The organism is Trichococcus pasteurii (genome assembly GCF_900112935.1).
GTDB classification, from domain to species: domain Bacteria; phylum Bacillota; class Bacilli; order Lactobacillales; family Aerococcaceae; genus Trichococcus; species Trichococcus pasteurii.
This window is the reverse complement of the sequence record NZ_FONM01000002.1, coordinates 132,101-151,184: the sequence shown is the minus strand read 5'-3', so window position 1 is coordinate 151,184 and position 19,084 is coordinate 132,101. Positions and strand designations below refer to the sequence as shown.

Below are 19,084 nucleotides of genomic sequence, written 5' to 3'. Positions count from 1 at the left end.
TTAATCACCCACCGTTACAAGTTCTCTTCTGTCGATCGAATATAATTTTTCCTGGATGTCGCGATCGCCGACTACTTCGTGCCATGGATCTTTCCGTTTTACTGCGGTTGCCACATCCAAAGCTTCGATCAAGTCCTTGCGTTTGGCAGCATCGCTCAGGATATGTTTGACGGCATCAAATCCTAGACGTTCAACCCATGGAGCAGTCCTTTCGCCATAAATGCCCGTTTCGCGATAATATTGCAGCAAAGCACCGCAATATTCAATGACTTCTTCTTCCGTTTCCACGGTCATAAGTAACTGTGCTTCCTTGACTTCAGTCCCGCCGTTGCCGCCGATGTAGATCTGATAGCCGTTCTCGACACAGATGATGCCGAAATCCTTAACGCCGGATTCTACGCAGCTGCGCGGACAAGCCGATACGCCGACTTTGAATTTGTGCGGTGTGTCGATGAACTCAAAGCGTTCTTCCAACTTGATGCCAAGCCCCATCGAATCCTGGGTGCCGAATCTGCAGAAGTTTTTCCCGACGCAGGTTTTTACCGAGCGGAATGCCTTCGCATAAGCCTGTGCAGATACCATGTCCAATTCTTTCCAGATGGCGGGAAGGTCCTGCTTCTTGACGCCGTAAAGGCCGATCCGTTGGCTGCCGGTGACTTTTACCAAAGGCACATTATATTTTTCGGCTACTTTGGCGATCTGCAGCAGTTGCTGCGGATTCGTCTGGCCGCCCCTCATTCTCGGAATGACCGAGAACGTTCCGTCTTTTTGGATATTGGCGTGCATGCGCTCGTTCACATAGCGCGATTGGCGCTCATCTTTGTGTTCAGTCGGGAAGGCAACATTCAAATAGAAATTGACTGCCGGTCGGCATTTCGCGCAGCCCTCAGGATTTGAAAAATGCAGTTCTTTGAATACATCCGTGCTGGTCGTCAGATGCTTTGCATAAATCTGAGTCATGACTTGGTCTCTGTTCAAATCAGTGCAGGAACAGATGCCTGTTGAAGCTGTGACGCCCTCACCCAGTTCGTGTTCCAACAAAGTCTGGACTTGCGGTTTGCATTTTCCGCAACTGGTTCCGGCTTTGGTGACTTTTCCGACTTCAGCTACGTTTGTCAAGCCTTTGTCGCGGATGCCCCTGATGATGTCGCCTTTCGTGACGCCGTTGCAGCCGCAGACGGTCTCATCATCATCCCAAGCAACGACATCGTCGCTGCCTGCCTCTTCGCCGGCAGCTTGCAGGATTGCGATGGATTGCAGATCAGCGATTTCCTGGCCTTTTTTCATCATGTTGTAGTAACGGTTTCCGTCCGCTGTTTCGCCGTAAAGGACGATCCCTTCGATGCGGTTGTCCTTGATGAACACCTTTTTGTAGTTCCTGTTGACGCCATCGAAGGCTTCGATGCTCTGCATCCCTTCAGTGTCCATGATGTTCCCGGCCGAATACAGATCGCATCCGGAAACTTTCAAGGAAGTGAAGGTCTTGGACCCTTGGTATGGTTTGGCCTCAATGCCGTTCAGCACATCGGCCAGCACTTTCCCTTGTTCAAAGAGAGGGGCCACCAAGCCATAGGTTTTTCCGTCATGCTCGACACATTCACCGATTGCGTAGATCGCCGGCAGATTGGTTTCCATGAAGTCGTTGACGACGATCCCGCGGTTTACTTCCAGCCCGGCTTCCCGCGCCAATTCAGCTGCAGGTCGGATGCCGATCGACATGACGACAAGTTCGGTATCGATCGTGCTTCCGTCCTTGAAGCGCAGGCCGGTGACGCGCTCGTCACCCAATATTTCGGTTGTGGCGTGTTCCAGCAGGAATTTCAGACCCTGTGCCTCCAAATCCCCCTGCAACAATTTGCCGGCTCTTTCATCCAGCTGCGTTTCCATCAACCATTTGGCCAAATGGACTACGGTGACGTCCATTCCCTGCAGCTGAAGGCCTTTCGCGGCTTCCAACCCAAGCAAACCGCCGCCGATGACGACAGCTTGCTTGTGCTTGCCGGCAGCTTCCATCATTTCGGCCGTATCATCGATAGTGCGGAAAGCGACTACTCCGTCTTTCTGCGAACCGGGTATCGGCAAAATGAAAGGATGGGAACCTGTGGCAAAAACCAATTTATCGTAAGGGATCTTCAGCCCTTTTTCGCTTGTTACGATTTTGTTCGCTGTATCGACGCCGACCGCCGGATCTTCGTTGATCAGCGTGATTTTGTTCTCTTCGTACCATGTATATGGATTGGTGATGATTTCATCCACCGTCATTTTATTCTGCAGCACATTGGATAGCATGATACGATTGTAATTCGGATAGCATTCCTTCCCGATGATTGTGATATCATAACGTTCCGGATCCCTTTCCAGAATTTCTTCAACCAAACGAACCCCTGCCATACCGTTTCCGATCAAGACCAAATGTTCTCTCATTCGCGCACCCTCTTCTATTCGTTGTTATAAAATTCACAATAAAGGTTTTGTGAATGATTTAATATTAGGGAAACGCCTAAGTTTTCCGGAACGCCATATTTTGGACAAAAAATTGGTTGGCGAATAGGCAATGGAGAATCTGGCTCCGGTCTGCAGCGCCGCTCCAACAAAAAAACTCAAGCACTAGGCTTGAGTCGGGTTTATTTTTTCGGCAATCTCGTGAAGCAAACGTTTGGCTTTCCTCGGGTCATTCCCGAACGTGGAGACAGCCAACAGATAGTCTTCCCGGCGTAGCGTAGCAAGATTGATGAAGTCACTGTTGGTGCGGTCGGTTGTGTCGTTCAGGAACTGATCCGGTCCAATCTCCGACCTAACCGCTTGGTTGGTTGCCTGATCATCCGTGCAGCTGAAGATGAATGTTGCCCCTTCAAGATCGCCTGATCGGAATGTCCGCTTGAACAATACTACTTCGCCGTTTTTTGCCCACTCCAGGATTTCCGGACTCACGACAGGAGCGATGATGGTCGGCTGAGCGCCGCAACGCATCAACTCCTGCAGTTTCCGCGTAGCGATCTTACCGCCTCCGACCACCACTACTTTCCGTTTGCTGATGTCGACCATCATCGGATACATCCGGCATCCTCCAATCGTTCCTTAAGAGCCGTATGGACGGCCTCTGCGTCGAGCAACTGTTCCAGCAGCACATCTTGGGGCCGGTTTTTTTCGAACCAGATGCCTATTTTTTTAGCCAAGTAGCCATCGGTAAAAAACAACCGCTGCACAATATAGGGATGTTCCCCGGATATTGCTTGATAATGCGGCTCACCTAGATGATTCGTTGCGAAGACTTCGCGACCCAAATCTGAGCTCAAGGCAACAGCGATCCTTCCCAGTTGTTCGGCAGGTTCAGGATAATGGGTCGTGCCGTGCGCAACCAGCATGACCGGAAACTTTGGATGGCGCTCGGTCGCTTCCTGCAATCGACTTTTCAACCAGTCGTACACAGCGCGCGTCGTCCCGAGTGTCTCGCAGATTTCGAACGGAACCGATGCGCTGGCTTTCATGCGCTGCGGGATATCTTCCCGGGCATGCGTTGCCGGGAAAAGCAGCACCGGTACGACGATAATTTTGTCCACCGGCCGTTCTTCGAGCGCTTTGACCGCATCCTCCAATGTCTGTTGTTGCCCTTCCAGCATACCGATCGCTTGCGGCAGGGCCAATGTGTCAGTGAAATCTTTGACGATGTTGGACAGTTTTTGCGGGATGCTGGTCTTTCTGCCGTGCAGCACATACATGATTCCGATATTCATCTTATTCCTCCTAGAAATCGACCAGATGATTTTTCACACTATAACGCAAAAGATCGGCGTAGCTGTCGACCTTCAGTTTTTTTCTGATGTTCGCTTTATGCACTTCTACCGTTTTGACGGAAATATATAATTTTTCGGCTATGTCCCGGTTGTTGTAGCCCAAAGCGACAAGCGGCAGGACTTCTTTTTCCCGTTTCGAAAGACTGGCGTAGAGACTGTCTCCTTGGAATGTGTCCATCTCATCCAGCTTGTCGCTTGTGTAACCACTGTAGAAACGTTGGTTGGCATGTACTTTCCGGATCCCGTCAAGCAAGATGTCGTCGGTTGTGCTTTTGAGGATGAAACCATCGGCTCCTGCATTCAATGCTTCCCTCACGTAGCTTTCCTCATCGTGCATCGTCAAGACGATCACTTTAATTCCGGGATGCGTTTCCTTGATCCGGCGCGTCGTATGCAACCCGTTTTCCCCTGGCGGCATACTGATGTCCATCAATACAAGATCCGCCTGCGTATTTTCCAGCTTCATGAAAACTTCATTGCCGTCAGCGGCATCCCCGACTACCTCCATGTCCGGCTGCGCATTCAGCATGAAGGTCAGCGCATTGCGCACCAATGCATGATCGTCTGCAATAATGATTTTCATGCCGACCCCTCCTTATATGGCACGATCATTGTGATGCGTGTCCCTTTTTTTATACCTGTATCGACTTCCATTTTTCCACCTACAGAGTGGGCTCGTTCCCGCAAATTCAGCAGGCCGAATCCGAGATGGTAAGGATCGTAGATGAACCCTTTCCCTTCGTCCGCAATCGTAACACGCAGTTCTTTTTGGCCAAAATCAACGGTGATGGACGCTTCATTCTCTCCTGAATATTTCAAAGCATTCGAAATCGCTTCCTGAATGCTGCGATAGATGACGACATTTCCTCGGCTGCTGAGAGCATTCCGTTCCCCTTCAACGATAACATGGATGATGAATCCTGTCATTTCCATCGTCTGTTCGACAAACTGATTTATAGCCGGGATAAGCCCGACATCATCCAAGATGCTTGGGCGCAATTCGGTTGCCAAACTCTTGATTTCCAAAAGTACGTCAGCGAAATGGCGATCGATCGCCTGAAGCTTCTGCTGATGGTCCTCAACCGGAGTCCACTTCAACCCTCTTGTTTCCAGCATCAAGCTGTAGATACTCTGCGCTATCCCATCATGGAGCTCACGCGCAATCCTTTTCTGCTCACTCTCGCGTGCTTCGTTCAAATAGGTCAGCATGCTTTTCCCCACTGATTCCAACGGTTTATCGATATAGCTGATTTCCAGCATCCAGTTCTGTTCATTTTTCAGAAGTTTCCCGAAAAATTCATAAGAAATCCCGTCCCGGCCCATAAAAGTGATCGGGAACCCTTCCGAAGCCGCCCATTTATTCTCGAGCGGGCAATTCTTGCAGGCCCGTTTATCCGTATGGAAAGCGCAACAAGTGCCTTTCGCGACCTCTACCGCATATTCCATTGAAATGACATAATTTTTCTCGAACTTTTCTGCCTGTGCATTCCTGTCGATCACATTATAGTCGGCGTCCATTAGCCAAGTCGGCTGGGGAAAAATTTGGGCAATGGGTTCATTTGATTCAGCCATCCTTGGTGCCCCCCTCTTCCAAAAGGGATGCTAAGCCTGTCAAAGAAGCGTAGACAGCAGTCACATCGGCCACATTCGGAGTGATTGGGTTGCGGTATCCCAGCAACAAAACCGCCCGGATGATGCCGTTCTTCATTATCGGGATGCCGATTGTCATATCGAGCTGCTCGAGCCTTGCGATAGGATACTTCAAAAGATTTTGACTGTCCGATTGAATGTCAGTGGCGCGTTGTTCCCGGCCGGTGCGCCAGACTTCGCCGGCTATGCCTTTGCCGATCCGCAAACGGATAGTTTTGTAGCGATCGCTTGTGTTTCCGGCTACATTCGTCCAGCGCAGTTCGGTTTGCTGGCAGGGCGGGGCAATGTCCTGAGCTAAGCCTAAAAAATCCGCCTGCCATTCCTTTCTTTTCTCCTCCAACCACAAATCTACTTGTGACATTGTTCACTACTCCAATTCCCTATATTTTTCAATTTCCCTGTATTTCTATTGCTCTTTATCCAAAAAGTTACTATGATGATACCAATTGTTGGAAGCAAATTATTTAATAAGGAGTTTAATATGAAACAAATCAAAAGTCTATCATTTTTCAATCTGATTCTGATCATCGTCATGACCGTATACTCTTTTTCAAGTATGTCATCCTCTTTTTTCATGATGGGTCTGAAATCATTCCCTTGGTTTTTGATCAGCGCGTTTTTTTATTTTATCCCCTATGCCCTTATTGTATCAGAATATACGCGCAGCTACTCAAATCGTACCGGCGGCATCTACGATTGGCTGAAGGATGCTTTCTCGCCGCGTATCGCTTTCATTACCGCTTTCCTGTGGTATTGCAGCTACTTCACATGGATCATCAGCCTTTTCATGAAATTGTTGATTCCTTTCACCATCATGCTTTTTGGTCAGGACTTGACTTCAGCCGAGCGATGGTTCGGCATCGACACGACCTACTGGATCATGGTTCTCTCGCTTTTGGCTGTATTTTGCATGACTTGGGTAATCAATCGCGGACACCAAGCTGTCTTTTCATTTTTGAAGACGAGCAGCTATGCAATGGTCGGTCTGCTGCTCATTTCCGGAATCGGCAATCTGTTGTTGATGGTGAACAACCCGCAGCTCATCGCGCAAAATATGCAGCAAAGCCTGGCCGCACCGAGTTTCTTCAAAGGGACCAGTGATTCGTTCCTTTCGCAGCTGCCCTTCTTTATTTTCGCCATCACCGCATTCGGCGGATTGGACACAATCGCCAGCCTGGTCGACAAATCCGGCCAACAAAGGAAGAAGTTCCCGAAAGCATTGATCATCAGCGCTGTGATCATCGTCGTTCTTTACTTCGGCGGCATTATGCTTTGGAGCGGCGCGAATAACCTGAATGTATTGCGGGAAACGGATCAGTTCCACCTCGGCAATCTGATGTACGGTTTGATGGGCAGTCTGGCCAATAACATCAGCGTTTCCTTTGGTCTGTCCGCATCCGCGCAGAGTTTCCTTTATCAAGCGTTCATACGCTATACTGCCTTCACCTTGTTTGTAGCCTATATCGGCTTGTTGTCGTCCATCACTTATACACCATTAAAAAGTTTGATTCAGGGTACACCTAAGGAAATCTGGCCGCAATTCCTGACAAAAATCAACCAAAAACAAATGCCCCAAACGGCACTTTGGATCCAGGCTGCGGTTGTTTCTGTATGCATCATCGGCTTATCTTTAAATAGTACCATTTTAGGGGCATTATTCAATCAATTAACGTATATGACAAATGTAGCCCGCGCGATTCCGTATTTTGTCGTAGCGGCCAGTTATCCGTTCTATCGCATCAAGAACCCTGGGTTGCTGAAGCATTCACTGATTGCTTCGCATTGGCAAGGCTACCTTTGCTCGCTGAGCGTCTGCACAGCTACCTTAATCGCCATCACCTTCCAAGTCTATCAGCCGTTCCAAACCGGAGAATATGTCCAAGCCTTGTTGCTGATCATCGGACCGATTCTGTTCGGACTGCTGGGCAGCAGCATCTATCAAAGATTCGAAAAGAAACGAACACAATTGATACTTGAAGATAATCTCTGAATTTTACTTTAAAACGAAAAAAAAAGGAACCGCTCAGACCGAATCACCTGAGCGGTTCCTTTTTTGCGTCTGGAAGCTCCTACTTAGCGCTGCGCCTCAATTCATAGAAGTATTGCACAATCGGATGCTTCATTTTCACTGATTTTTCCATGTCGATGATCCGCTTTTTGCCGACGCGCCGGTCCATTAAGGCCAGGCAATTCAACAGGATGTCTGTGCTCGCGAGGCTGTCTTCGATGGGTTGGCTCAAAAATACATTCGCGGTTTTGTAAAAATCGGATTTGCTTAACGCCGCTTGGGCGGCCATCGTTTGCTTCGCATATGCCAACAATTTGCGGTCGCTCGCGATCACGGCCAACCGTTCTTCCGGCACCTTTCCGCCGGTTTCTTGCCTGATTTGTTCAATTTCGTCATCACTGACCGGAAGCATGATTGCGGGATCATTCTTGATATCCTGTTCCGACTGGTACCACTTCATTCCTGTCGTTCCGTCCTTCATGTTGAAGATTTTTTTATTGTCCACTACTATGCAGCACTGGCCGTTTTTATCGGGTGTGTAGCGGTAGCTGGTGGATAGGTACCCCACTCTGCCGACCAAAGCAGGCGCGAGGAAGCTCTCCAACTGCGGCTTCATTTTACTCCAAATCATAATATCCTCCATCGAGCAGCTTTAGTGCTGTCCATTTATTCTTCTTTACATTATGTCCAAAAATATCATGGTAGGTCAATCCTTTTAAACAACCGAATCTCCTTTTTTTTGCCGTCACATTTTGCATCGGGACGTTTCAATCGTCCTGTATTGCGGAGTATGCTAAAATGTAAGCGTGAAGCATACAGAAGAAATACAGCCAGACATGCCGAATAAGGAGATTCGAAATGAAAAAGGGCAGGCTTGACCACATATCGCTTTTTTCTTGCATTTTACTCAGTCTGATGCCACTAAGTCTCATTCGCAGGGGTCCCGACGAAACTGAAGGAGCGATCGCAGAATCCGGCCTGATTCTGCGACCCGTTCCTTCGGTTGCTGTCCGACTGGATGTTCCGCTCCTGAATCAGCTGGATCCGCCGGCTCTTTTGCTCGGCTGCGAAGTAACCTCGCTGGCTATGATCCTGCAGTACAACGGGATAACGGTCACGAAAAACGAACTCGCAGACAAGCTTCCAGTGGTGCCCATCTACTATGAAAACGGACTGCAAGGTAACCCGAACGAAGGCTTTGTCGGCGATGTCACCGGTTCGGATTACGGTTTTTGCGTCTACCATGGCCCCATCGCGGCATTGGCATCCGAATACATCCCATCTGCTCGCGTAGAGGATATCAGCGGACAGTATTTTGATTCTGTTATCGCAGCCCTGGACCGGGGCTATCCCGTTTGGGTCGTCACCACGACTACCTTCCTGCCTGATGATGAATTGGAAGTTTGGCAAACGCCGACAGGTCCCGTCAACATCAGCTACATCATGCACAGCGTTGTGGTCGTCGGGTATAGCGCCGAGAGTCTGTACATCAATAATCCTTATGGACAAAAGGATCAGGAAATCGACCGGCAAAACTTCATCCTCGCATGGGAACAGATGGGCAAACAAGCCGTCTATATCGCAGCCGGGACGCCCGATCAGACGAAAATGCAGTCCACAGAATAGGGTTCAACGCTCACAGCGCGAAAATCAATCCCTAAAGGGTAATTACTGAAGGGTGAAACTCTCTGAGTCAATGTGTTTGAAAATTCGAATCCTGGGCATTTTTATAGTACATAAGTGCCTTTTTCATGACAATACAGCAAAAAGCCAGCCACAACGATCGCATGGATCATTGTGGCTGGCTTTTGATTCGCAGATATGGAATCTATTTTTTTTCATCCTCGTGCATCTTGCGGATCAATTCATCGATTTTGCTGCCATAAGCCACCGATTCATCACGTTTAAAAATCAATTCCGGTGTCTTGTAAAGTGACAGACGCGTGCCAAGTTCTTTGCGGACAAGGCCAGTCGCCTTATCCAAACCTTGTTGCGTTTTTTCGCGATCGCTGGCAAGTTCCGACAATGTGCTGTAATAGATGGTTGCTTGCTGCAAATCTCCGGTGATTTCCACATCGGTGATGTTTACATTCGCAACCCGCGGGTCCTTTACACGCTTAGCCAAAATATCATTCACTTCGCGTTGTATTTCTTGTCTTATTCTTCCGGCTCTGAAATTAGCCATTTCGGTTCACCTCTCAATAGGTCGATTGCTGCAGTGCTTTATTTCTTGATTTCCACCATATGGTACGCTTCGATGACGTCATCGATGCGGATATCGTTGTAATCTTCGATCATCACACCACATTCGAAGCCTTTTTTAACTTCTTTGGCATCATCCTTGAATCGTTTCAAGCTGGCAAGTTTGCCGTCAAAGATGACGATGTTGTCACGGATGATACGGATACTGCTGTTTCTGCCGATGTAACCATCAGTTACGAACGCTCCACCGATTGTGCCGACTTTAGATACTTTATAAGTCTCACGGATAAGCGCTTGGCCTGTTACTTGCTCTTCGAATTCAGGATCCAGCATCCCTTTCATCGCTGTTTCGATTTCATCGATGGCGTTGTAGATGATGCGGTGCAGACGGATGTCCACATTTTCGCTTTCTGCTTGGATCTTCGCTTGAGGAGTCGGGCGAACGTTGAAACCGATCATGATCGCATTGCTGGCTGCAGCCAAAGTAACATCACTTTCGTTGATCGCTCCAGCTGCTGAGTGGACGATTTTGACGCGTACACCCTCAACCTCGATTTTTTGCAAGCTTGCGGCCAATGCTTCAACCGAACCTTGTACGTCAGCTTTGATGATGACGTTGACTTCCTTCAGCTCTCCGTCTTTCAAACTGGAGAACAAGTTGTCCAGGGTTACGCGGTTTTGTGTTGAACGTTGTTCCATAAGGGCACGTTTCGCACGTTCTTCACCTGCTTGACGCGCAGTCTTCTCATCTTCAAAGACGACAAAGTGATCGCCGGCTTGCGGTGCTGCATTCAAACCTGTGATTTCGACCGGCATTGCAGGTCCAGCTGTTTTTACGCGTCTGCCTTGATCGTTGGTCATTACACGGACACGGCCATGCGTATTACCGACTACGATCGGATCGCCGATTTTCAAAGTACCTGACTGCACCAAGACGGTAGCGATCGGGCCTTTGGATTTATCCAAACGGGCTTCGATGACGGAACCGATCGCTAAACGATTCGGATTAGCTTTCAATTCCTGTACTTCAGCAACCAACAGGATCATTTCCAACAATTCATCGATTCCTTGTCCGAACTTAGCCGAGATGTTGACGAAAATTGTTTCGCCGCCCCAAGCTTCAGGAACCAACCCTTGATCGGACAGTTCCTGCATTACGCGGTCCGGATTTGCTGTCGGTTTATCGATTTTATTAACGGCAACAATGATAGGAACATCAGCAGCTTTCGCATGGTTGATGGCTTCGATTGTTTGCGGCATCACACCGTCGTCAGCTGCGACAACGATGATCGTGATATCTGTGACATCCGCTCCGCGGGCACGCATCGTCGTGAAGGCAGCATGTCCTGGAGTATCCAAGAACGTGATCGGTTTGCCGTCGATTTTAACCTGATAAGCTCCGATATGCTGCGTGATTCCGCCTGCTTCGGTTTGGATTACGTTCGTGTTGCGCAATGAGTCCAAAAGCGTCGTTTTACCATGATCGACGTGCCCCATGATTGTGACAACAGGTGGTCTTGAAACTAATTCTTCCGGATTTTCTTCCATTTCGAAATAGCTGTCCAAATCGGAAATATCCTGAACGATTTTTTCTTCGGCTTCGATGCCATAATCGGCAGCCAACAATTCCAAGGCATCTTTTCCTAATGCTTGGTTTTGTGTGACCATGATGCCCATCAGGAATAATTTCTTGATGATTTCAGCTGGTTCACGGTGCAACTTTTTGGCAACTTCCATTACATTCATGCCATCTGTATAGACGAAAGTTTCCGGTAACTCGCGGAATTTGCGTGGAGGCACTGCAGGTCCTTGCTTAGTTGTGCCTTTTTTGAACTTCGACCGTTTGTTTTTGTTGTAGGGATTGTTGCCTCTCCCTTGATTTCCTTGGCTGCGCGGATTGGAACCGCCTGAATTTTGGCCGTATGATGGACGGTTTGATTTGGCTGGCGCATTGGTAGTAGTATTAGTGTTTGCAGTTTTCTGCACTGGTTTGTCATTTGATTTGTTTGGCGAAACAGAGTCAACTCGATTCATTTTAGTATTTGGACGATTTTGTCCAGCTTGGCTTGTGGCTTGCGCCGGCCGATTTGTATTCTTTTCTGAAACATTTCTTGCTTGTCCTTTATTTTCGGAACCGTTTTTTTGATTCGGAGAAGGATTCGATGGTTTATTTTTCATGTCTGTGTTTTTCCTCAGTTCACTCTTATCAGTAGGTTTATGTGTTCCAGTTGCAGGTGCTTTTTTGTTGTCTGCTGGTTGCTTTTTCTGTGTCGCATTGGACTGCGGTGCACTTGGCTTGGCAACCTGATTTCCAGCAGCGGAAGAGATGGATTGGTTCAACTTTTTGATGTCTCCGTCTTCCATGGTTGACATATGGCTATGATAATCGATCCCCAATTGTTTTGCTTTATCCAACACCGTTTTGCTTGATATCTTGTGTTCTTTTGCATACTCGTAGACACGTTTTTTTTCCATGTCATCACCTTCCTTATCTCATTACTTTGTTCCTTTCAGCCGCATGAAACTTTTGGCGAATCCTCTATCGGTCAAGGCGCAAATGGAACGGGACTTGCCTATTGCTTGACTGATTTGTTCCGAAGTGAAATGCACCAGGAACGGGACTTCATAATAGCGGCATTTGTTTTCTAATTTTTCTTTGGTGTTATCGCTGCAGTCAGTCGCACAAAGGACGAAGACTGCTTCATTTTTTTGGATGGACTTGATGGTCATTTCTTCACCTGTGATCAATTTGCCGGCGCGCAATGCCAAGCCCAGCAAATTCAACATCTTGTCTTCAGGTGTCATAATAAGCTCCTTGCTTTTTGGTGTTCAACGTAATCGAATAACTCCTGATAGAACGCATCACTGATCGCGGTCTCAAGGTGTTTGTCCAAAAGGTGTTGTTTCCAAGCCTTCTGCACCAATGCAGGTTCCAGAGAGACATAGGCTCCACGGCCATTCATGCGGCCGGTTGGGTCAATGGCAACTTCACCTGCTTGATTTTTTACGATGCGGACCAATTCTTTTTTTGGTTTCATCTCATTGGAGACGATACATTTCCTCATCGGAATTTTTCTTGTCTTCATAAACCTTCACCTCACTGATTAGTCTTGATAGTCCTCTGCTAATTCATCATAGCTTTGTTCCGGATCTGTCTCGACTTCCGAGATCAGTTGCTCTACATCTTCAGGATCAAGGATTTTTTCATCGTTTTCGTATTCTTCCGTATAATCCGTATCTTCCGCCGGGACTGTGATGTCATCAGCGACTTCTTCAGCCGTGAAAATCTTATCCAAGCCTGCAAAAGAATGAAGCGTATCAGCATCTTCTTCATCGGATGCAACTTTTTGAGCACCAGATTCCATCAATAGCTTATTATACTCCGTTTCGGACTTGATATCGATTTTATAGCCTGTCAATTTGGCCGCTAAGCGAGCATTTTGACCTTTTTTACCGATTGCCAATGATAGTTGGTAATCCGGAACGATGACTGTGCAACTGCCGTCTGCTTGATGGAAATCGACATTGACGACTTGTGCCGGATTCAGTGCATTTCCGATATAGATCGACGGATCTTCATTCCATTCAACGATATCCATATTTTCTCCGCGCAATTCGTTGACGATCGCTTGGACACGTTGGCCTCTCGGTCCTACGCAAGTTCCGACAGGATCGACGTTCTTATCGCGGGAGCGCACGGCAACCTTGGAACGGTCCCCTGCTTCACGTGCGATCGAAACGATTTCGACTACGCCATCGAAGATTTCAGGAACTTCCTGTTCAAACAATCTCTTCAGCAAGTCGGGATGACTGCGGCTGACAAAAACTTGCGGCCCTTTTGATGTGTTTTCGACTTTTGTGACGTACACTTTGATGCGGTCGTGCGGCTGGAACGTTTCATTCGGAATCTGCTCCTGCTTGGACAAAACAGCCTCAATTTTCCCAAGGCTCACATAAATATAGCGGCTGTCCATTCTTTCGACAACGCCCGTCAAAATATCATTCTCATAAGCGATGAATTGATTGTAGACGATGCTGCGCTCCGCTTCACGGATACGTTGCATGATGACTTGTTTGGCTGTCTGAGCTGCAATCCGTCCAAAATCTTTAGGAGTGACCTCAAAACGGATCTTATCGCCTAATTCGTATGCCTTGTTGATCTGCAGAGCATCCTCCAGGCTGACTTCCAAAGTCGAATCGAACACCATATCCACTACTTCTTTAACAGCGTAGACATGGATGTCCCCTTTTTTAGTATCGAATTCCACTTCGACGTTTTGGGCCTGTCCGTAATTGCGTTTGTATGCAGACACAAGCGCAGCTTCCAACGCACTGATGACAATCTCTTTTGAAATACCTTTGTCTTTTTCCAACACTTCAAGAGCACTTAACATTTCTTTGCTCATATTACTTGTTCACTCCTATCTCAAAAAATGATTAAAATTGGATAGCCAATCTTGCGTTTGCGATCTGTTTTCTTTCGATTTCGATATCTTTTGTTCTGGTTTTGATTCTGATCGTCAATACGACGGAGTCATCGTTTACTTCCTTCAACGTTCCTTCGTAGAATTTCTCACCATCAATCGCCTGATAGAAGGACAGATGCACGTATTTACCGATGGCATTCTGCATATCTGCTTCAGTCTTTAATGGACGCTCTGCGCCTGGCGAGGACACCTCCAGGAAATACGCCTGAGGGATCGGATCCGGATCGATGGCATCCAATGCTTCACTGACTTTTTCGCTGATCAATGCGCACTCTTCGATATCGATGCCGCCTGGTTTGTCTATATAGATTCTGAGAAACCAGTTTTTCCCTTCCTTCAAAAACTCCATATCCACTAATTCTAAATTCTGTTCATCAACTATTGGTTGAACCACTACTCGAACTTCATCTACTACACGACTCACAGAAATCCTCCTTTATCAATCCTACACCACTGTCTTACATTGGCTGACTGCGTAAAAAGAGTGAGCGTTTCCGCTCACTCCATCCGACGACTTATTCTTTTATAATCATACACCATTGTGTCAGTAAATGCAAGGACTTACCAATCTAAAGGCTTTGGAATAGCCTTCCTCTAAAAATCAAATAAAGAAAGTTGATTTTCATCGGGTAAGTTTTTCAACACTCCGTTTTCATTCATGTAATCGATGATCGTTTTCGAAACCTTCCCTCTCGTCGCCAGATCCTCTTTGGAAAGGAACGGTTGGGCTTCCCTCGCTTGAACGATCTGGTTCGCCACGTTGCCGCCTAATCCTGGGATGGCCCGGAACGGCGCAATCAGTGCGTCCCCCTCGATCACGAAATTATTGGCGTGCGATTTATCAAGATCGACCATCTTGAAGTTGAAGCCGCGCTCCACCATCTCGTTCGCCAATTCAAGGACGGTCAACAAACTTTTTTCCTTGACCGACGCTTCCAAACCCTTGTCCATGATTTCTTTCATGCGGGTCTTGATCATTTCTTTCCCTTGCGTCATCGCAACCAAATCAAAATCCTGCGCGCGCACGGAGAAGAAGGCGCAGTAATAACGGATCGGCTGGTGCACTTTGAAATAAGCAACACGCAAAGCCATCAATACGTACGCAGCCGCATGGGCTTTCGGGAACATGTATTTGATCTTCAGGCACGACTGGATATACCATTCAGGTATTTCCTTCGCCCGCATCTCCGCTTGCCAGTCATCAGGGATCCCCTTCCCTTTACGGACACTCTCCATGATTTTGAAGGCCAGTCCGTCATCCATACCGTGATGGATCAGATAGACCATGATGTCATCACGACAGCCGATAACGTCCGCCAACGGGATGTTGTTCTCGCGGATGAGCGTTTCGGCATTGCCCAGATAAACGTCCGTACCGTGGGAAAGGCCCGAAATCTGCAGCAATTCCGCAAAGGTGTTCGGGCTCGTCTGCTCCAGCATCCCACGGACAAAGCGCGTCCCGAATTCAGGTATTCCGAGTGTTCCGGTTTTGCTGAATATCTGCTCCGGCGTGATCCCCAACACTTCGGTACCGCCGAAAATCTTCATGACATCCGGATCGTTGGGCGGGATTGTCTGCGGATCGATTCCGGACAGATCCTGCAGCATCCGGATTACGGTCGGATCATCGTGTCCAAGTATATCCAATTTCAGCACGTTATCATGGATGGAGTGGAAGTCGAAGTGGGTCGTTTTCCACTCAGAGTCCTGCGCATCGGCCGGGAACTGGATCGGTGTGAAATCATAGACATCCATATAGTCCGGAATGACGATGATGCCGCCGGGATGCTGTCCGGTCGTCCGTTTCACGCCCGTGCAGCCTTTTGCCAACCTGTCGATTTCCGCCGATGAGAATCTGAAGTTGTGGTCCCGCTCGTAGGCTTTCACATACCCATAAGCTGTCTTGTCCGCAACCGTGCCGATCGTTCCGGCCCGGTACACATACTCCTCGCCGAAGAGCTCTTTCGTGTAGGCATGGGCCTGTGCTTGGTATTCCCCTGAGAAGTTCAAGTCGATATCGGGAACTTTGTCTCCGTAGAAACCAAGGAAAGTTTCGAAAGGTATGTCGTGCCCATCGCGGTCCATGTCTGTTCCGCATTTCGGACAATCCTTTTTCTCCAGATCGTACCCGGAACCGATCGATCCGTCTTCATAGAAATAGGAATATTTGCATTCCGGGCAGCGGTAATGCGGCGGCAAAGGATTGACTTCCGTTATCCCGGTCATGGTGGCTACAAAACTTGAGCCGACCGAGCCCCGGGACCCTACCAGGTAACCGTCCTGGTTGCTTTTCAGCACCAGTTTTTGGGAAATCAGATAGATGACCGAGAAGCCGTTGCCGATGATCGAGTTGAGCTCTTTCTCCAGCCTTTTTTCGACCAGTTCAGGGAGTTCTTCGCCATAGAGACGTTTTGCTTCATCATAAGAAAGTCGCGTGACCTCCTCGTTCGCCCCCTCCATGTTCGGCGTATACAATTGGTCCTTGATCGGGACAATCACTTCAATGCTGTCGGCAATTTTTTGGGTGTTGTACACGACGATTTCCTTGGCTTTTTCTTTGCCGAGGAAGGAGAAACAGTCCAACATCTCATCAGTCGTCCGGAAATGGGCTTCCGGCATGTGCAGGACTTTCCCTTGGTTCACCTTCAAAGATCCGATCAATATTTCCCGGTAGATGGCGTCCTCCTTGTTCAGGTAATGGACATTCCCGGTTGCGACGACCGTTTTGCCCAGTTCATCCCCAATGGCGACAATCTGGGTGATGATCTCTTCCAGATCGCTTTCATTCTTGACCAGTTCCTTCGTGATGAGCGGGGCGTAGACTTCTTTCGGCATGACTTCGATGTAATCATAGAACTTGGCTTTCGCTTTTGCTGCTTCCGCCCCTTTTTGCATCATCGCCTCAAATATCTCGCCTTCGCTGCAGGCAGAACCGATCAATAAGTTTTCCCGGCTAGCTTGCAGGACGCTGCGCGGAAGGCGCGGTGTCCGGTAATAATAATCGATGTTCGAAGCAGAAATGATTTTGAACAGGTCCTTCAGCCCATCCTGATTTTTTGCCAAAATCGTTGCATGGAAAGGCCGGGCCCGTTTGTATGAATCGCCACCGCCTATGTATTTGTTTAGTTCATCATGAAACAGGATGTTGTGCTCATCGCGGGCTTCCTTAAGGAATATCCAGCAGAGTGCCCCGGTTGTTTCGGAATCGTAAACGGCACGGTGATGCTGTTCCAAGCCGACACCATAGCGTTTCGCCAACGTATTCAAACGATGGGATTTCAATTGGGGATGCAAGAAACGGGACATCTCCAAAGTATCGATCACTGGTTGTGGTGCTTCTGGCATGCCGTAGCGTTCATAGCTGTTGTTCAGGAAGCCCATGTCAAAACTGGCATTGTGGGCTACGAGAATGGTTCCCTCAGCGAATGCGGCGAATTCCTCGAGCACCGTTTTTTCCGGTTTGGAATCGCGCACCATGTCATCGGTTATTCCGGTCAATTGGATGGTAGTCTGCGATAATGGATGGCCAGGATTGATGAATTCTTCGAATGTCGCGATGACATTGCCTTTGTACATCTTTACGGCAGCCAGCTCGATGATCGTGTCGTACACTGCCGACAATCCAGTCGTTTCCACGTCGAATACGACATAGGTCGCTTCGCTGAGATCCTCATGGACCGGATTATAGGCTATCGGAACGCCATCATCGACAACGTATGCTTCAATTCCGTACAGTATTTTAACATTGTTCGCTTTTCCGGCTGCGTGGGCATCGGGGTAGCCTTGCGCAGCTGCATGGTCAGTCAGAGCAATGGCTTTGTGTCCCCATTTCGCTGCTTGTTTGACAAAATCACCGATGCCGTTGGTGGCATCCATCTGACTCATGTTTGAATGCAGATGCAATTCCACCCTTTTTTCGTCTTCGGGCGCACGATCTTTCCGTTCCGCATGAGCCACCTCGTTCACGTCCCGGGCATTCACAACCAAATCACGCATGAACGTGTCTTCTTGGACACTTCCGCGTACGCGCACCCAGATGCCTTTTTTGACCAGCTCGAAGTTTTGTTCATCTGTTTCATTCGAAGAGAACAGCTTAACCGAAAACGAGGAAGTGTAATCCGTCATTTTGAATACAAGCAGTTTTCGGCCGGAGCGCAGTTCACGGATTTCGCTGTCAAAAATATAGCCTTCGATGACCACGGACCGCTCTTCTTCGGTAATTGAAGCCATCTGCTTGATTTCTTCCTTGCCGGAAATTTGTCTGCCGATCAACAAAGGGCCGTTGCTGCCTGCTTTAGATTGAGACCCATCACTGCGCTGTCTTTCCTGTTGGTTTTGTTTGATGGCTTCTTCTGCTTGTTTGACCAGCATTTCATCCTGCTCTTGTTTCCTTGCCAGATATTGTGCCATTCTGGCTTCGGAGGCTGCCTCGTCCACTTCAATCGTGATTTGGAAACTTGGAAATCCCAAGACCAGGTAGTTCTGTTGGATCACGGATAAGTAGTTATCCGCCAAATGATTTTTGGTGATCTCGTTTTCAACATTGATCACGACTTTGTTGTCCAGGACAACTGGCGTATGCTTGGCAAACAGACTCTGAACCAGCGGAGAGGATATGTTGCTGCGCTGGACGACCGTTTCCCAATAATCCAGAATGCTCTCGTTCGTCAAAATCGGTTTCCTTGTTTTGATCTGAAAATCGATCGTGGCGATGGATTGGAATTTTATTTTCATGTGGTTCATCAAAGCATTGAACACTTCGAAAGGCAGGACGTTATCAAAAACGAACTGGAATGACCATAATTTGGATTTTTTATGCACGATGACCCGTTCGATTTCCCCGCTTTCAAAATACGGTAGATACTCCGGTTGGTGATGCAGATTTATCTGTTCCAGCATCTGTTGGAACAATTCATGTTTCGATAATGCCATTTGATCTCTCC

16 protein-coding genes are annotated in these 19,084 nt (G+C 48.1%); 2 read left to right on the top strand and 14 right to left on the bottom strand.

Annotation, left to right across the window (positions count from 1 at the left end; all coding sequences use genetic code 11):
* From nirB to BM184_RS03035, 6 genes are all read right to left on the bottom strand, one after another.
* On the bottom strand, nucleotides 1-2,424 hold the full coding sequence (gene nirB / locus BM184_RS03060) for a nitrite reductase large subunit NirB (protein ID WP_086941392.1): 2,424 nt from the start codon (nucleotides 2,422-2,424) through the stop codon (nucleotides 1-3).
* 183 nt (nucleotides 2,425-2,607) lie between these two features.
* The gene (locus BM184_RS03055) at nucleotides 2,608-3,057 is read right to left on the bottom strand and encodes a precorrin-2 dehydrogenase/sirohydrochlorin ferrochelatase family protein (RefSeq protein ID WP_086941391.1); all 450 of its coding nucleotides are present in this window, start codon (nucleotides 3,055-3,057) and stop codon (nucleotides 2,608-2,610) included.
* Complete coding sequence (locus tag BM184_RS03050; RefSeq protein WP_086941390.1) at nucleotides 3,045-3,734, bottom strand: sirohydrochlorin chelatase; 690 nt, start codon at nucleotides 3,732-3,734, stop codon at nucleotides 3,045-3,047. Before BM184_RS03050 ends, BM184_RS03055 begins: the two co-directional genes overlap by 13 nt.
* Before the next feature lie 10 nt (nucleotides 3,735-3,744).
* Nucleotides 3,745-4,377, bottom strand: a complete 633-nt coding sequence (locus BM184_RS03045) for a response regulator (protein ID WP_086941389.1) — start codon at nucleotides 4,375-4,377, stop codon at nucleotides 3,745-3,747.
* Nucleotides 4,374-5,366, bottom strand: coding sequence for a sensor histidine kinase (locus BM184_RS03040; RefSeq protein WP_086941388.1), 993 nt, complete (start codon nucleotides 5,364-5,366; stop codon nucleotides 4,374-4,376). Before BM184_RS03040 ends, BM184_RS03045 begins: the two co-directional genes overlap by 4 nt.
* Entirely contained in the window at nucleotides 5,359-5,805 is a 447-nt protein-coding gene (locus tag BM184_RS03035; protein WP_086941387.1) for a GAF domain-containing protein, read from the bottom strand. The genes BM184_RS03040 and BM184_RS03035 overlap by 8 nt, the downstream gene beginning before the upstream one ends.
* Nucleotides 5,806-5,925: 120 nt before the next feature.
* On the opposite strand from BM184_RS03035, the gene BM184_RS03030 reads away from it, so the two are divergent.
* Entirely contained in the window at nucleotides 5,926-7,434 is a 1,509-nt protein-coding gene (locus BM184_RS03030; RefSeq protein WP_086941386.1) for an amino acid permease, read from the top strand.
* Between the two features lie 79 nt (nucleotides 7,435-7,513).
* On the opposite strand, the gene BM184_RS03025 is transcribed toward BM184_RS03030, so the two are convergent.
* Nucleotides 7,514-8,083, bottom strand: a complete 570-nt coding sequence (locus BM184_RS03025) for an SF0329 family protein (RefSeq protein WP_086941385.1) — start codon at nucleotides 8,081-8,083, stop codon at nucleotides 7,514-7,516.
* 227 nt (nucleotides 8,084-8,310) lie between these two features.
* Here BM184_RS03025 and BM184_RS03020 point away from each other — a divergent pair, with 227 nt between their 5' ends.
* Nucleotides 8,311-9,078 (top strand): C39 family peptidase, encoded by a 768-nt coding sequence (locus BM184_RS03020; RefSeq protein ID WP_086941384.1) that lies wholly within the window; start codon nucleotides 8,311-8,313, stop codon nucleotides 9,076-9,078.
* 202 nt (nucleotides 9,079-9,280) lie between these two features.
* Here the strand turns inward: BM184_RS03020 and rbfA are convergent, their stop codons facing one another.
* From rbfA to BM184_RS02985, 7 genes are all read right to left on the bottom strand, one after another.
* Nucleotides 9,281-9,637, bottom strand: coding sequence for a 30S ribosome-binding factor RbfA (rbfA, locus tag BM184_RS03015; protein WP_086941383.1), 357 nt, complete (start codon nucleotides 9,635-9,637; stop codon nucleotides 9,281-9,283).
* Between the two features lie 38 nt (nucleotides 9,638-9,675).
* Nucleotides 9,676-12,129, bottom strand: coding sequence for a translation initiation factor IF-2 (gene infB, locus BM184_RS03010; RefSeq protein WP_086941382.1), 2,454 nt, complete (start codon nucleotides 12,127-12,129; stop codon nucleotides 9,676-9,678).
* Nucleotides 12,130-12,150: 21 nt separating this feature from the next.
* Nucleotides 12,151-12,459, bottom strand: coding sequence for a L7Ae/L30e/S12e/Gadd45 family ribosomal protein (locus tag BM184_RS03005; RefSeq protein WP_086627878.1), 309 nt, complete (start codon nucleotides 12,457-12,459; stop codon nucleotides 12,151-12,153).
* Complete coding sequence (gene rnpM / locus BM184_RS03000) at nucleotides 12,456-12,740, bottom strand: RNase P modulator RnpM (protein WP_086941381.1); 285 nt, start codon at nucleotides 12,738-12,740, stop codon at nucleotides 12,456-12,458. The genes BM184_RS03005 and rnpM overlap by 4 nt, the downstream gene beginning before the upstream one ends.
* A gap of 18 nt (nucleotides 12,741-12,758) precedes the next feature.
* On the bottom strand, nucleotides 12,759-14,060 hold the full coding sequence (gene nusA / locus BM184_RS02995; protein WP_086941380.1) for a transcription termination factor NusA: 1,302 nt from the start codon (nucleotides 14,058-14,060) through the stop codon (nucleotides 12,759-12,761).
* Nucleotides 14,061-14,091: 31 nt separating this feature from the next.
* A complete protein-coding gene (gene rimP, locus BM184_RS02990; RefSeq protein WP_068559597.1) occupies nucleotides 14,092-14,565 on the bottom strand; it encodes a ribosome maturation factor RimP in 474 nt (157 codons plus the stop codon).
* Nucleotides 14,566-14,735: 170 nt separating this feature from the next.
* Nucleotides 14,736-19,073: a PolC-type DNA polymerase III gene (locus BM184_RS02985; protein WP_086941379.1), complete on the bottom strand. Its 4,338-nt coding sequence runs from the start codon at nucleotides 19,071-19,073 to the stop codon at nucleotides 14,736-14,738.
* Between the last annotated feature and the right edge of the window lie 11 nt (nucleotides 19,074-19,084).

Excerpts from the sequence above, each read along its gene's own strand:
- nusA (WP_086941380.1), bottom strand. The coding sequence starts at position 14,060 with ATGAGCAAAGAAATGTTAAGTGCTCTTGAAGTGTTGGAAAAAGACAAA.
- infB (WP_086941382.1), bottom strand. The coding sequence starts at position 12,129 with ATGGAAAAAAAACGTGTCTACGAGTATGCAAAAGAACACAAGATATCA.
- BM184_RS03025 (WP_086941385.1), bottom strand. The coding sequence starts at position 8,083 with ATGATTTGGAGTAAAATGAAGCCGCAGTTGGAGAGCTTCCTCGCGCCT.
- BM184_RS03055 (WP_086941391.1), bottom strand. The coding sequence starts at position 3,057 with ATGTATCCGATGATGGTCGACATCAGCAAACGGAAAGTAGTGGTGGTC.
- BM184_RS03020 (WP_086941384.1), top strand. The coding sequence starts at position 8,311 with ATGAAAAAGGGCAGGCTTGACCACATATCGCTTTTTTCTTGCATTTTA.
- rnpM (WP_086941381.1), bottom strand. The coding sequence starts at position 12,740 with ATGAAGACAAGAAAAATTCCGATGAGGAAATGTATCGTCTCCAATGAG.
- BM184_RS03005 (WP_086627878.1), bottom strand. The coding sequence starts at position 12,459 with ATGACACCTGAAGACAAGATGTTGAATTTGCTGGGCTTGGCATTGCGC.
- rbfA (WP_086941383.1), bottom strand. The coding sequence starts at position 9,637 with ATGGCTAATTTCAGAGCCGGAAGAATAAGACAAGAAATACAACGCGAA.
- BM184_RS02985 (WP_086941379.1), bottom strand. The coding sequence starts at position 19,073 with ATGGCATTATCGAAACATGAATTGTTCCAACAGATGCTGGAACAGATA.
- BM184_RS03050 (WP_086941390.1), bottom strand. The coding sequence starts at position 3,734 with ATGAATATCGGAATCATGTATGTGCTGCACGGCAGAAAGACCAGCATC.
- BM184_RS03030 (WP_086941386.1), top strand. The coding sequence starts at position 5,926 with ATGAAACAAATCAAAAGTCTATCATTTTTCAATCTGATTCTGATCATC.
- BM184_RS03040 (WP_086941388.1), bottom strand. The coding sequence starts at position 5,366 with ATGGCTGAATCAAATGAACCCATTGCCCAAATTTTTCCCCAGCCGACT.
- BM184_RS03045 (WP_086941389.1), bottom strand. The coding sequence starts at position 4,377 with ATGAAAATCATTATTGCAGACGATCATGCATTGGTGCGCAATGCGCTG.
- nirB (WP_086941392.1), bottom strand. The coding sequence starts at position 2,424 with ATGAGAGAACATTTGGTCTTGATCGGAAACGGTATGGCAGGGGTTCGT.
- BM184_RS03035 (WP_086941387.1), bottom strand. The coding sequence starts at position 5,805 with ATGTCACAAGTAGATTTGTGGTTGGAGGAGAAAAGAAAGGAATGGCAG.